At 65.5% G+C, this 13,289-nt stretch carries 15 protein-coding genes and 1 tRNA gene; 2 read left to right on the forward strand and 14 right to left on the reverse strand.

What is annotated here, in order from left to right; all coding sequences use genetic code 11:
• From NTY77_14030 to NTY77_14085, 12 genes are all read right to left on the reverse strand, one after another.
• Positions 1–327: CHC2 zinc finger domain-containing protein (locus NTY77_14030; GenBank protein ID MCX5796608.1), on the reverse strand; the 327-nt coding region annotated here is incomplete at its 3' end.
• Positions 328–436: 109 nt separating this feature from the next.
• A complete protein-coding gene (gene rpsU, locus NTY77_14035; GenBank protein ID MCX5796609.1) occupies positions 437–637 on the reverse strand; it encodes a 30S ribosomal protein S21 in 201 nt (66 codons plus the stop codon).
• Between the two features lie 33 nt (positions 638–670).
• On the reverse strand, positions 671–1,012 hold the full coding sequence (locus NTY77_14040) for a histidine triad nucleotide-binding protein (protein MCX5796610.1): 342 nt from the start codon (positions 1,010–1,012) through the stop codon (positions 671–673).
• A gap of 34 nt (positions 1,013–1,046) precedes the next feature.
• Positions 1,047–2,252, reverse strand: coding sequence for a radical SAM protein (locus NTY77_14045; protein MCX5796611.1), 1,206 nt, complete (start codon positions 2,250–2,252; stop codon positions 1,047–1,049).
• Positions 2,249–2,725 (reverse strand): hypothetical protein, encoded by a 477-nt coding sequence (locus NTY77_14050; protein ID MCX5796612.1) that lies wholly within the window; start codon positions 2,723–2,725, stop codon positions 2,249–2,251. The genes NTY77_14045 and NTY77_14050 overlap by 4 nt, the downstream gene beginning before the upstream one ends.
• Positions 2,722–3,333 carry a hypothetical protein gene (locus NTY77_14055; GenBank protein ID MCX5796613.1) on the reverse strand — a complete coding sequence of 204 codons (612 nt, stop codon included), beginning with the start codon at positions 3,331–3,333 and terminating at the stop codon, positions 2,722–2,724. Before NTY77_14055 ends, NTY77_14050 begins: the two co-directional genes overlap by 4 nt.
• A gap of 242 nt (positions 3,334–3,575) precedes the next feature.
• The gene (locus NTY77_14060; GenBank protein ID MCX5796614.1) at positions 3,576–4,379 is read right to left on the reverse strand and encodes a 16S rRNA (uracil(1498)-N(3))-methyltransferase; all 804 of its coding nucleotides are present in this window, start codon (positions 4,377–4,379) and stop codon (positions 3,576–3,578) included.
• A gap of 65 nt (positions 4,380–4,444) precedes the next feature.
• Positions 4,445–5,590: a molecular chaperone DnaJ gene (dnaJ, locus tag NTY77_14065; GenBank protein MCX5796615.1), complete on the reverse strand. Its 1,146-nt coding sequence runs from the start codon at positions 5,588–5,590 to the stop codon at positions 4,445–4,447.
• A 9-nt stretch (positions 5,591–5,599) separates the two neighbouring features.
• Entirely contained in the window at positions 5,600–7,471 is a 1,872-nt protein-coding gene (gene dnaK, locus NTY77_14070) for a molecular chaperone DnaK (GenBank protein ID MCX5796616.1), read from the reverse strand.
• A 9-nt stretch (positions 7,472–7,480) separates the two neighbouring features.
• On the reverse strand, positions 7,481–8,029 hold the full coding sequence (locus tag NTY77_14075; protein MCX5796617.1) for a nucleotide exchange factor GrpE: 549 nt from the start codon (positions 8,027–8,029) through the stop codon (positions 7,481–7,483).
• Positions 8,022–9,125: a heat-inducible transcriptional repressor HrcA gene (gene hrcA, locus NTY77_14080; protein ID MCX5796618.1), complete on the reverse strand. Its 1,104-nt coding sequence runs from the start codon at positions 9,123–9,125 to the stop codon at positions 8,022–8,024. Before hrcA ends, NTY77_14075 begins: the two co-directional genes overlap by 8 nt.
• A 112-nt stretch (positions 9,126–9,237) precedes the next feature.
• The gene (locus tag NTY77_14085; protein ID MCX5796619.1) at positions 9,238–9,840 is read right to left on the reverse strand and encodes an ATP-dependent Clp protease proteolytic subunit; all 603 of its coding nucleotides are present in this window, start codon (positions 9,838–9,840) and stop codon (positions 9,238–9,240) included.
• A gap of 66 nt (positions 9,841–9,906) precedes the next feature.
• Between NTY77_14085 and NTY77_14090 the strand changes: the two genes are divergently transcribed.
• Positions 9,907–9,982: transfer RNA gene (locus tag NTY77_14090), tRNA-Phe, on the forward strand.
• A 64-nt stretch (positions 9,983–10,046) separates the two neighbouring features.
• Here the strand turns inward: NTY77_14090 and NTY77_14095 are convergent.
• A complete protein-coding gene (locus tag NTY77_14095) occupies positions 10,047–11,396 on the reverse strand; it encodes a S8 family peptidase (protein ID MCX5796620.1) in 1,350 nt (449 codons plus the stop codon).
• Between the two features lie 354 nt (positions 11,397–11,750).
• Here NTY77_14095 and NTY77_14100 point away from each other — a divergent pair, with 354 nt between their 5' ends.
• Positions 11,751–11,957, forward strand: coding sequence for a hypothetical protein (locus NTY77_14100; GenBank protein ID MCX5796621.1), 207 nt, complete (start codon positions 11,751–11,753; stop codon positions 11,955–11,957).
• Positions 11,958–11,960: 3 nt separating this feature from the next.
• On the opposite strand, the gene NTY77_14105 is transcribed toward NTY77_14100, so the two are convergent.
• The gene (locus tag NTY77_14105; GenBank protein MCX5796622.1) at positions 11,961–13,289 is read right to left on the reverse strand and encodes a PD-(D/E)XK nuclease family protein; all 1,329 of its coding nucleotides are present in this window, start codon (positions 13,287–13,289) and stop codon (positions 11,961–11,963) included.

The following is a 13,289-nucleotide window of genomic DNA, read 5'->3' on the forward strand; positions in this document are numbered from 1 at the left end:
GAGCTCCCTGATCTTCAGGCGCTCCTGCTCGGCCGGGCCCAGGGCCTCCTCGCTCTTGACGATCTTCACGCCGGCGCGCCCCGCGAGCTTCTCCGCCGCCTCGGTGAAGCTCAGGGACTCCATCTTCATCAGGAAGGCGAATACGTCGCCGCCGGCGCCGCAGCCGAAACAGTGGAAGGTCTGCCGTTCGGGCGTGACGATGAACGAGGGGGTGCGCTCCTGATGGAACGGGCAGCGGGCCTTGAAGCTGCGCCCCGCACGCGCCAACTGCGGGACGTAGTCCTTGACCAGCTCGACGATGTCTACGCGGGAGCGGATGCTTTCCAAGGCGTCTTCAGGGATCAAAGCCATAAATCAGACCGGCGGCCCATACCCACACGGCCCAGCCGTGTGGGTATGGACGGTTCCGGGAACTCTCGGTGGAACTCGCGGGCGCTCAGACGCTGGGACGCCGGCGCCTGGCCCGACGCATCTTGCGGCGCGCTTCAGCGGCCTTGAGCTTGCGCTTGACGCTGGGGGAGACGTAGTGCTCGCGCCTCTTGATCTCCCGCAGGATGCCGTTGCGCTCGCATTCGCGTTTGAAACGCCTAAGGGCTTCCTCGACGGCCTCACCCTCACGCAGTTTGACGAAAACCATTTTAGGGACTCACCACCTTGTCTTTCGAGATTCTCATCCGGGGGGCCACTGCATGGAGCGGCCGCCCAGCAGATGATAGTGCAAATGGTCCACGGACTGCCCGGCGCTGCGCCCGTTGTTGGTCACGAGACGGTAGCCCGAGGCGACGCCGGCCTTCTCGGCCACGGCCGCGGCCACGCGCTGCAGATGCCCCAGCAGGGCCTGGTCGGAGTCTGCGCAGGCGCTCAAGCCCGCGACGTGCTTTCTGGGCACGATGAGGACATGAGTGGGCGCTTGCGGGGCGAGGTCCTTGAAGGCGACGGCCTGATCGTCTTCGTATACGAGTTGAGAGGGTATCTGCCGCGCGATTATCTTACAGAAGATGCAGTCTGCCATGAATACCGGAAAGTCATAGATTATAGCGGTATTCTCAATCCTTCGCAAGGGCCAGGACCAACGCCTGGGCCATCCCGCCTTCTGCCCCCCCCACATCGACCCGCCAAAGCCCCGGACCAGGGTTCCGGTCGAGCCGGACGGTCAGGAAATCCTCGGTGACGGCTTCCCTTCCGGTCTTTAGGGGCACCGCGACGCGCTCCTGGCCCACGGCCTCCCGGGCGTGGCGCTGCCGCAGGTCGCGGTCGAGCCCCAGCCACTGGTCCAGGCGCTCCCGGGCCGCGGCGGCGGGGACTTGGCCCGGCAAAGACGCGGCGGGAGTCCCCTCCCGGGCTGAATAGCGGAACACGTGCAGGCCGCGCAGGCCCAGCCCGCGAACGAAGGCCAGGCTCGCGCCGGACTCGGCCTCGGTCTCGCCGGGGAAGCCCGTGATGATGTCCGTGAACAGCGCCAGAGTCGGGACCCGGCGGCGCAGGGCCGCGACGCGGCGGGCGAAGGCGGCCGCGCTGTAGGGCCGGTTCATGCGCCGCAAGGTGGCTTCGCAGCCGGACTGCAGGGGCAGATGGAGGTGGGGGCAGAGGCGGCAGGACGACTCGGCCATGAGCACGGCCAGCGCGTCGTCGGCCTCCTGGAACTCCAGCGATGAGAGGCGCAGGCGGAAGGCGCCGGGGATTAGCAGGAGCCTCTTGAGCAGGCCGGCGAGCCCGACTCCCCCTTGGCTATAGCGCCCCAGCCGGATGCCGCAGAGCACGATCTCCGGGACGCCGGCGGCCACGAGCCCCCGGACCCGGGCCACGACCTCCTCCAGCGCAAGGCTGCGCAGGGTCGGCCGCACCTTGGGCACCACGCAGTAGGAGCAGGAGCCGTCGCAGCCGTCCTGGACCTTGAGCAAGGCGCGGGCGCGCTCCGGGAGCAGCCCCGAAGCCCGCGGCAGGGCGAGTTGCTCGAGGTCTGCCGCGATCTCAGCGTGCGGGGCGGCCGCCCGGATCTCGTCTGGCGAGCGCCGGGCCAGGCAGCCGGTCACCAAGAGCCGCGCCCGGGGGTTCTCTCGGCTAGCCCGCCGCAGGAACTTGAGCGCTTCGCGGTCCGCGTCGCGCGTGACGGTGCAGGTGTTGACGACGCAGAGCTCGGCTTCGGCCAGGCTGTGCGCCGGGGAGCAGCCGGCCGCGGCCAGGCGCGCGCGCAGCTCTTCGCTCTCGGCCTGGTTGACCCGGCAGCCGAAGGTGCGCGACCATATTTTCACGGCCCCCTCCGTTTGCCCTTCGGTTTCGGCGGCTCATCGAAGAGTTCCAGATCGACAAGGTCCTTCGGGCGACCAGACGCGCGCTTGTTCTTCAAGAAAGTGTCCTTATCAAGATAGAAGACGGCGTGCTCGCCGAAAGGTCCTTCCTGGCGTTTGACCCAGATTTCTTCCGCCCTGACGCCGTCCAGTTTCGTGAGCAGGTCGATACGGACCGGGGGATAGCCCAGTTGGATGATCTTGCCGGAGAGGATATCGTCTCTAGCTATGCCGAGAGACTTGAAGCCGAAGCCCTCGAGCGCCCGCAACAAGGCCTCCGCGTTGGAAGCGGTCGGCCTGATCCAAAGATCGATGTCGCCGGTCGCTCTTGGATATCCCAGGAAGGCCAGGGAAAAGGCGCCCACAATCACAAATTCGACGTGATTCCGGTTGAGCGCGGCGACGAAATCCGAGAAGTCAGGGTTGACGTCGCTCATGCGTAGGCGTCCCTCAATCGAATCGCGTGCGCCAGATGCGGAAGAGTTTTGCGGCCAGTTACCAGGAAGACCTGCCGCCTGAGGAACTCCATGGCGTTGATCCGGGCCTCGGGAGGTTGGGCGAGCCAGAACCGCAGGGCGTCTCGGTCGTCCTCTTTCTCAACGATGCGTACGGGAGTCTGCACACGATCCGCCTTAGCCGCCCAAACCTTGGGATTGAGTCGATGAGGCGTGTATTTCGAAACCCACGCCAGTTCATTCCATCGTGGCGGCCGTGATCTTGTGGCGTTCCGTAAAGTCTTTCCATCGCGGTAGGTCTCGACTCCTTCAAGTTGGAATAGGTCGCCTAGCAAGATGGCGACGTAGAGCCCGATGTCCTGCTTGACCCCGTCGAGAGTCCTGCCGTTATGACGCGCGATATTCTGCGCCTCCTCCTTCCCGACTGCCGCGAGGCAAGCGAGCGTCACCTGCTCGCCTCGGGGATCCCGCTCAAAATAGTGTCGAATCGCTCTTTCCAGGTCGCCTCTAAGAGACTCAAGGTACCTGGTCCGCTCCACTGTCCGCGCAGTCCGCGACGAGAAACGTCGCTGTGATATCCATGTGTACATAATAACCTCTTATCACCCTCTTAACACCAGTCTATCAGCTTCCCCAGGAATTGTCAAGAACACGGCCTCCCCTTCGCCTAAGCAAGGAGTTACCTCAAGAGGACGCTAGGTTTTCCGCGCCTGATCTTTACGCGATCGAGCTTGAGGCGCAACAGAAACTGACGTTCCCGCCGCAGCAGACTGCATCCCCTTCCCGAAGGTGCGCAGGGAGGACTTCATGTCCTGAGTCCCCGCTGCCGCTCTCAGAGGCTGCCGAACTCGTACTGGATGAGGGCGACGGCGGCCAGGGCGGCGGTCTCCGCCCGCAAGGTCCGCGGGCCCAGACCGAAGATGGCCGCGCCCATGCTCTCGGCCAGTTCCACCTCTTCCTCGGTGAAGCCCCCCTCCGGCCCGATGAAAAGGTTGACCGTCATCTTCTCCGCGCCCCGGCTTTGGTCGGCCTCCCGCAGGCTCAAGCGGATGGTCTCGCAGGCCGTGGCGCCGTTGAGCCCCTCCCAGGCCAGCATCGTCAGCGTCTTGGGCCCGGGCGCGGTCTCTTCATCAGGCTGGCGCAGGCAGGCCTTGACCGCGTCGCGGAACTGGACCGGCTCCCGCACCGCCGGGAGGTCGGCCCGGCCGCATTGCTTGGCCGCGGCCATCACGACCCGGCCCCAGCGCTCGGCCTTGGCCTTGACCCGCTCGGCCTCATGCAGCAGGACCACGGTGCGCGGCGTGGTCACCGGGATGAAGACCGCCACCCCCAGCTCGGTGCCCTTCTCCAGCACCCAGTCCCAATGGCTGGCTTTGAGCAGCCCCTGGTAGAGGCGGATCTCGACCGGCTTGCGGTCCTCCGTGCCGTGCAGGGTCCCGGTCAATGACCCGGAGACGGACCCGTCCTTCTCAATGGCCTTGATGACGGCCTCGTAGCGCCCCCCTTTCCCATCGAAAAGCACCACGGATTGCCCGGGCTGATACCGCAGGACCTTGGTGATGTGGTACGCCTCAGGGCCGGTGAGGCGGAAGGTCTTGTCCTTCAGAGCTTCTGGCGGCAGGAAAAACTGAGGCATGAGGCTGTTATATAAAATTCGGGGACACAATACTTATCTCTTGGGAATTGAGTATTGTCCCCGGACTATTCGCCGAAGATTTTCTTGAAGATCCCTTCGTCGCCCTTGCCGCCGGCCGGGCCATGCTCGCCGTGCAGGCTGCGCGCGAACTCCTCGAGGAGTTCCTTCTGCCGGGCGCTCAAGCCCTGCGGCACGGTCACGCGCACCGAGACCAGCAGGTCGCCCCGGCCCCGGCCGTGCAGCTTGGGCATCCCCTTCTCGCGCACGCGCAGGACGGCGCCGTGCTGGGTGCCCGGGGCCACGCGGATGTGCGTGGGCTCGCCGTCCAAGGTCGGCACCGAAAGGGTCGTACCCAAAGCGGCCTGGGCGATGTCCAGGTTGGCATGGAGCTTGAGATCGTCCTCCTCGCGCTCGAAGCGGGGGTCCGGCTTTAGGCGCACCAGGACGAAGAGGTCTCCGGGCAGAGCGCCCCGGCCGCCCGCCTCGCCCTCCCCGGCGATGCGCAGGGTGGCCCCGTCGTAGATGCCCGGCGGGATCTTGACCGTGAGCTCCGCGCGCTTGCGGGTCCGGCCGGTGCCGCGGCACTCCCGGCAGGGGTTCTCCACGCGCTGGCCCTCCCCCCCGCAGTCCGGGCAGGTCTGGGTCATGGAGAAGAAGCCCTGCGAGAACTGCACCCGCCCCATGCCCCGGCAGGTCGCGCAGCGCTTCAAAGACGAGCCGTCCTTGGCGCCCGTGCCGCGGCAGACCGGGCACGACTCCACGCGGTCGAAATGCAGCGGGAACCTCATGCCCTTGAAAGCGTCCTCCAGAGAGACGTCGATCTCGTATTTGAGGTCCGCGCCGCGCCGAGGTCCGCCTCGGCCGCCGCGGCCGCCGCCCCCGCCGCCGAAGAGCTGCTCGAACACGTCGCCGAAGACCTCGTTCATGTCCACGCCGCCGCCCGCGAAGGCCTCCCCGCCGGGAAAGCCTCCCGGGAAGCCCCCGGCGCCGGAGAGTCCCGCCTCGCCGTACTGGTCGTAGACCTGCCGCTTCTTGGGGTCGGAGAGGGCCTCGTAGGCGGAGTTGATCTTGCGGAACCTGTCCTCCGCCTCCTTGTTGCCCGGGTTGCGGTCCGGATGGTACTTCATGGCGAGCTTGCGGTAGGCCGACTTGATCTCGGCCTCCGAGGCGTTGCGCGCCACCCCGAGCAGGTTGTAGAAGTCCTCAGCCACGCGTATCCCCTAGTCCTTCTTTTCCTTCTCGTCCACGACCTCGGCGTCGACCACGTTGTCGCCGCCCTTCTCTTCCTTGGCCCCGGCCTTGGCCTGGTCGCCGTTGCCGCCCGCGGCCTTGGCCTTTTCGGCCTCGGCCTTGTAGATCTCCTCGGCCAGCTTGTGGGAGGCCTTCACCAGCGCCTCCTTGGCCTTGTTGATGCGCTCCGTGTCGTCGCCCTTCAGGGCTTCCTTGAGGTCGGAGACGCCGCGCTCGATGTTGGTGCGGTCCTCCTGGGAGACCTTGTCGCCGTGGTCGCGCAGGGCCTTCTCGGACGCGGCGAGGAGCCCGTCCGCCTCGTTCTTGGCCGCCACCTTCTCCTTGAACTTCTTGTCCTCCTCGGCGAACTGCTCGGCCTGCTTGACGAACTTCTCCACCTCTTCCTTGTTGAGCTTGTTGGGCGCGGTGATGGTGATGTGCTGGGTCTTCTTGGTGCCCAGGTCCTCGGCGCGCACGCTCAGGATGCCGTTGGCGTCGATGGAGAAGCTGACCTTGATCTGGGGCATGCCCCGCGGCGCGGGCGGGATGCCGTCCAGGTCGAACTTGCCCAAAGGCACGTTATCCGAGGCCTTGGGCCGCTCGCCCTGAAGCACGTTCACGGTGACCGCGGGCTGGTTGTCCGAGGCCGTGGAGAAGATGTTTGATTTCTCGACGGGGATGGTGGTGTTGCGCTCGATCAAGGGCGTCATGACCCCGCCCAGGGTCTCGATGCCCAAGGTCAGGGGCGTCACGTCCAGCAGCAGCACGTCCTTGATCTCTCCGGTCAGCACCGCCGCCTGCACCGCTGCGCCGTTGGCCACGCACTCCATGGGGTCGACGCCGCGCTCGACTTTCTTGCCCACGTAGTCTTCCACGAACTTGACCACGATGGGCATGCGGGTGGGTCCGCCGACCATGATGATGCGGGTGACGTCGTGGGCCTTGAGCTTGGCGTCGGTCAGGGCCCGGTCGATGGAAGTCTTGCAGCGCTTGACGATGGGTTCGACGAGCCCCTCGAGCTTGGCCCGGGTGAGCTTCATGGCCAGATGCTTGGGGACGTTGTCGACGGCGGTGAGGTAGGGCATGTTGAGCTCGGTCTCCATGACCGTGGAGAGCTCGATCTTGGCCTTCTCGGCCCCCTCGCGCATGCGCTGCATGGACATGGGGTCCTTGCGCACGTCCGCGCCGGTCTCCTTCTTGAACTCGTTGGCGATGAAGTCGATGAGCGTGTTGTCCATGTCCGTGCCGCCCAGCTGGGTGTCGCCCGAGGTCGAGATGACCTCGAAGACGCCGGCGCCGAAGTCCATGATGGTCACGTCCAGGGTCCCGCCGCCCAGGTCGAAGACCATGATCTTCTCATCCTTGCCTTTCTTGTCCAGTCCGTAGGCCAGGCAGGCGGCCGTGGGCTCGTTGACGATGCGCACGACCTCCAGGCCGGCGATGGTGCCGGCGTCTTTCGTCGCTTGGCGCTGGTTGTCGTTGAAGTAGGCCGGCACCGTGATCACCGCCTTCTCCACCTTGTCGCCCAGGAAAGCCTCGACGTCGCGCTTGACCTTCTGGAGCAGGAAGCCCGAGAGCTGCTGCGGGGTGTAGGTCTTGCCGTCCGGAGCCTGGTACTTGTGGTCGGTGCCCATCTTGCGCTTGAAGGCCATGAAGGTGCCTTCCGGATTGGCCACGGCTTGCCGGCGGGCGGGCTCGCCCACCAGGAGCTGGCCGTCCTTGGCGAAGGCGACGTAGGACGGGAAGGCCTTGCCGCCCGCCGACGTCCCTTCAGCCGACGGGATGATGGTGGCTTTGCCGCCCTCCATCACCGCCGCGGCCGTGTTCGAAGTCCCGAGATCGATCCCGATGATTTTGCTCATATTCTTCTCCTATGCCCCGGCCGTCGCCGGGCCGTCTTCCTTCCTGGGCTTGCGGGCGATGCGCACCTTGGCGGTGCGCAGGACCCGGTCCTGCAACAGAAAACCGTTCTGCAGCACGTCCACCACGGTCCCCTCGGCCGCGTCCTCGCGGTCCACCGTGCCGAAGACCTCTTGCTGGAGCGCGTCGAAGGGCTTGTTCAAGGGGTCCATCGCCGACACCCCTTCCTCGCGGAAGAGCTTGTCGAACTCCTTGAATATGCCCTCCATCCCTTTGGCCAAGGGCGTGTCGATGTGCGAAGCCCGCACCTCCAGATGGACCTTCTGCAGAAGGTCGTAAAGGGGGAGCAGTTGGGACAGGATCGAAGTCTTGCCCAGCTTGATGTATTCGGGCTTCTCACGGTCCACCCGCTTGCGGTAGTTCTCGAACTCAGCCTTGAGACGCAGGAGCTGGTCGAGGTAGTCCGGCTCGGCCGGCTTCTCGGCCGCGGGTTCCGCCTGCGGCGGGACCTCCGGGACCGGCTGCGCCTCCGGCTTGGCCTCAGCGTGCTTCTTACTCACCGCGGTCCTCCTTCTCCCAGCTCGCCATCTGGCGCGAGACCATGTCGCCCAGATAATCCACCAGGCTCATCATGCGCGAGTACTCCATGCGCTTGGAGCCCAGGATGCCCAGCACGCCGACCACACGGTCATGGTATTTGTAGGTGGTGGTCACCAGGCTGAGATCCCGGAGCTCGGGCAGGCCGCTCTCCGCGCCGATGCTGACGTGGGGCCTGGGGCGCTCCGCCACCCCCTTCTGAAGACCCGGCTTGAGTCCGAGCTCATGCTCCAAAAGGCCGGTCAGCCGGCGCTTCTCGTTGAAGACCCGCATGAGCGACTGCACCATGGAGATGTCCCCGATGTCCTCCGCGTAGGAGAGGATGTTGTCCGCCCCCTCCACGTAGAGCGCCTCGGGCGTGATGATGTGGCCCACCTCGCGCAGGAGCTCGTCGGCCAGGACCGTGAGCTCCTGGAACTCGTGTCCCATCTTCTGCAGATGGGACAAGACCAAAGACTGGGCGTCCTTGATGCTGCAGCCCCGGATGGTGTCGTTGAGGAAGCGGTTGAGGACGTTGATCTGCCGCGCCGTGGGCGCGAAGTCGAGCCGGATGGGCCAGTGCCGCACCAGGCCGGCCTCGGTCACCAGGATGGCCAAGACGTTCTTGCCGGTCAGCGGGATGAGCTCCAGGCGGCGCAGGCGCTGGTCGCGCATCTGCGGCGAGAGCACCAAGCCGGCCCCGCGCGAGACTTTGGAGAGGAGCTTGGAGGTCTCGGAGAGCAAGGTGTCGAGCTCTTCGACGCGGTCGCGGTACTGGCGCTCGATGCTCTCCTTCTCGCCCGAGGCCAGCCTCTGCACGTCGATGATGTAGTCCACGAAGAAGCGGTAGCCCTTGTCGGTGGGCTGGCGGCCGGAGGAGGTGTGGGGCTGGTGCAGGAAGCCTTCGTCCTCGAGCTCCTGAAGGATGTTGCGGATGGTGGCCGGGGAGAGGCCCATGCCGGCCTCTTCGGCTATAAGGGAAGACGAGACCGGACGGGAGTTCTTGATGTAGTAGTGGATGACCCACTGCAGCAGGTCCTTCTTGCGCTGCTCCACGACTTCGGGCTTGAGTTGGCGCATGGCTGGGTTCCGATTTCTAAATTAGCAATCAGATTGTCTGACTGCTAACATTATAGGCCAAAAGGCCAGAACTGTCAAGTTCAGGAGGGGACTGCCAACTTAGACCAGCGGCCTAGAGCTTGGCCCCGGGGATGACTTCGTCGATGATCCCGTAGGCCTTGGCCTCTTCGGCCGACATGTAGAAGTTGCGCTCCATGTCCTTGGTGACCCGCTCCACGGTCTGGCCGGTGTGCTTGGCCACGATCTGTTCGAGCACCTTGCGGGTGTAGGCCATCTCCTTGGCCTCCACGATGATGTCCGTGGCCTGCCCGGAGATGCCCCCCACCAGAGGCTGGTGGATCATGATGCGCGACTGAGGCAGGGCGAAGCGCTTGCCCTTGCTGCCCGCGGCCAGGATGACCGCGCCGAAGGACATGGCCATGCCCATGCAGATGGTCGTGATGGGCGACTTGATGTACTGCATGGTGTCATAGACGGCCAGGCCCGCCGTCACCATGCCGCCGGGGGAGTTGATGTAGAGGTTGATGTCCTTGGAGTTGTCGTCGGATTCGAGGTAGAGGAGCTGGGCGATGAGCACGTTGGCCGAATCCGTGGTGAACTCGCCCTCGTAGCCGCCCACGAAGATGATGCGGTCCTTGAGCAGGCGCGAGTATATGTCGTAGCCGATGACCGAGCCCTGGTTGGCCCTTTCGATGACTTGGGGGATGAGGTTCATGTCGAGATTTAACCTTTTTTCTCTCCCCTACTCAAGCGGGTGGAAATTTGGTATTTTCTCCAGGCTGGCCAGGTAGCTCAGTTGGTAGAGCACTGCTCTGAAAAAGCAGGTGTCGACAGTTCGATCCTGTCCCTGGCCACCACTTTACGGAGCAGAGCCCCCGGCCGCAGGGCCGGGGGCTCTTTCTCTTAGGATCCGGTCGGGGCTCAGCGCGTGAGCAGGCCCGCGTCGATCATCCCGTTGCCCTGCTCCTCGGGGGTGAGGCCGGGGAGCTTCTTGGCGGCCTTCTTGAGCTGCTCGAAGACGCCGTCCGGGCCGTCGAGGCCCACCCAGCCCTGCGCCACCGCCAGAGCCGCCAGGCCGGTCACGTGGGGAGCGGCCATGGAGGTCCCGTTGAAGTTGGCGAAGCCGCCGTCCATGGCCGAGGAGACGATGCTGACGCCCGGGGCGATGAACTTGACTTCCGGCCCGCGGCTGGAGAACGAGGCGATCTTGTCGCTGGAGTCGCTGGCCGCCACCGCGATGGTCTCCGGATAGGCCGCGGGATAGCCCACCGCGCCGCCGGAATTGCCTGCCGCGGCCACCACGACCACGCCCATGGCCTTGGCGTAGCGCAGGGCCCGCTGCAAAGTCGGGCTGGGTTTGTCCGAGCCCAGGCTCATGTTGGCCACCTGGATGTGGTTGTTGGCGCACCAGATGATGCCGTCGACGATGCCGGAGATCGAGCCGCTGCCGTCCGCATCGAGCACGCGCACCGCGTAGAGCCGGGCCTTGGGGGCCACGCCGACCACGCCCTTGCCGTCCTTGGTGGCGGCGATGGTGCCGGCCACATGGGTGCCGTGGCCGTTCTGGTCCTGGTAGTTGGCCTTGAGCTCGGTCTTGGTGAAGGCGTCATAGCCGCCGTCCACCTTGCCCTTGAGGTCCGAGTGCTCGGTGTAGATGCCGGTGTCGACCACGGCCACGCGCACCTTCGCGCCCTGGGTGTAGTCCCAGGCAGCCGGGGCCCGCACTCGCTCCACGCCCCAAGGGATCTCGGGCCGCAGCGCGGCCATGGTCATGCCGGCCCGGCTGCTGGTCAGATTGAGCTTGGGCAAAGCGCCCATGGTCGCTTCCATGCTCGGGAAGGCCAGACCCTGGAAGGAGGGCATGGCTTCGATCCACTTGGTGGTGAAGTCCGCTTCCACATCGAGGACGTCGCCGGCCGCCACGCCGGGGATGAGGTTCATGACGTCGCGCTTGGCCGCGGCGGAGGAGCCCTTGCCCAGCTTCGCGGCCACGGCGGCCGGGACCTCGGCCACCAAGGCCACGAACTCGTCGGCGGAGTTGCCGTTGGAGGTGATCTTGTAGGAGGCCATGCTGCCCAGCGCCTGCAGCACCTTCTGATGCGCGTCGGCCGTGGACTTGGCCTTCATGGTGATGATCACCCTCTGATTGCCCTCGGCCCGCGCCGAGGCCGGGCTGCCGAGCGTGATCAGGGTAAAGAGCGCGACGATCGCGATGCTCATGATCCTCATGGTGCTGTCCCCCTTCCCGGAGAGCGTCTCAAGCTTGTGCATGCCATAGTTATAGGCTAAAGGCCCATATTGGACATGGGCCCACAGGCCCAGAGCGAGATAGGACCAAAGGCCTATATGCTAGGTCCTAAGGCCTGGGGCGGTACTGGGCCTTTAAGGACGATCTTCTCCGTCGAGGGATGATTAAAGCACGGCAAAGAATCGAACGCGAGGAGAGCGGCGACGATCACGCCCGCGCCATCTTCGCAGGGCTTGAGCCCGATGGACTTGGCGGAGTTTCGGAGCGCCGGGACCGCCTCCTTTATAAAGGTCCAAGGGACGCTCTCCCCGCCAGGAGCGGCGCGAAGGGGTATTGACGAAACGGACTGCGAGGTCTATACTTTTGGCGAGGACGACATGAAGAAGATCACTGCGAAGAGGAAGACGGTCAAGCGCACGAAGGCCGGAGGCGGCGGCAAGACCGGCGAGGACACGCCGCTCGAGTTCGACCGCGGCTGGCAGGAGTTGGAGGCCCAGTACGACCGGCAGAAGATGGACTTCTCCAGCCTCGCGGCGCAGTTGGGCGTGGACACGAAGGACAAAACGGAACCGCTGGAGCCGTAAGACTCAGTCAGGCTCCTCCTCCTTCTTGTGATGGAAGCGCACCACCGCCTTCGTGATGCGCTTGATGTGGGCGCAGTCGGAGATGATGTCCTCGATGAGCTTGGCGCCCGCGGCGTCCCACTCCCCGCGCTCATAGCCCTGCAAAAGCCTGTGCAGGTCGATGTGCGCGGCCTGCTTCCATAGCGGCGTCTCCTTAAGACGGGCCTCTATGGCCGCGTAGAGCTCGGGCGCATGGGTCCGAGTCGGGACGTGGTAGTCGTCCTTCTGGGTGACGAAGACGTCCCCCTCCGGGCAGGACAGCCTCTCGGCGTCGTGCGCGGCGGCGAACTTGACGATGTCTTCCTCGAGTTGCCGCGACTGGACCTCGAGGTCATGCAGCTTCTCGCGCAGATCCCGCCGCTTGCCGTCCTGGACCGCGTACTCCCTGGCTAGGGCGGTCCCGTCGCTCGGGGCCGCCTTCCAGATGGGGCAGATGTCCCGGTACTCGCACCAGTCGCACAGCGCGCTGCGCCTGGGCAGGAAGCGATGGTCGTGCTTGATCCGTCCGATGAGCTTGGCGATCTCCCCCCGGAGCCCCTCGCGCTGCTCCGCGGTGCGCGCCGATCGCATGGTCTGGCCGAAGCGCACGAAGTGCCACACCAGAGCGACCTCGCGCGCATCGGGCCAGTTCTCCCGCACCGCGATGTCGTAGATGGCGAGCTGCCAGTCCTCGTCGAGATCGGCCTGCCCGGGGAGGTTGGCGGTGGTCTTGTAGTCGTGGACCTCGTAGACGCCCGGCGCGACTTTGGCCAGGCGGTCCACCAGACCTTCGATCCGAAAATCCTCCCCATCCGCGCGCAAGGAGAACCCCAGCCTCTTCTCCACGGCCAAGGTGGCGTCCTGCTGGAACGGAGAATAGGCCTTGAAGTAATTGCGTATGCAGTCGCGGCCCGCGGCCTGATGATGCTCCGGGCCGTACTCCTTGCGCCGGTTGAGTACCGCGTCCGACCAGCCGGCGGCCCAGGCCTGGTCGAAGGCGGCCAGCGTCTCATCCAAGGAAGACACGCGGCCATGGATGATGCCGGCGTAGAGCCCCTCCAGGGCCTTGTGCACGCAGGAGCCCAGGAGGGTCTCGGCCGTCTCGACCCGGCGCCGCAAGCCGTCCACGTAGCGGAAGCGGTAGCGGCGCGGGCACTCCTTGTAGGTGTCGAGCTTGGAGGGCGAGAACTTGCGCGAGATGTCGGACTCGATGTGCGCGACGGGCTCGGCAGCCCCCTTGGCAGCCGGTCCCATCCCAGGCAGCGAGGGGGTGCCGTCATCGCCCTGAGGCTCGCCGGCGGGCTTGCGCTTCAA

This window comes from Elusimicrobiota bacterium (assembly GCA_026388095.1).
GTDB lineage: Bacteria > Elusimicrobiota > Elusimicrobia > UBA1565 > UBA9628 > UBA9628.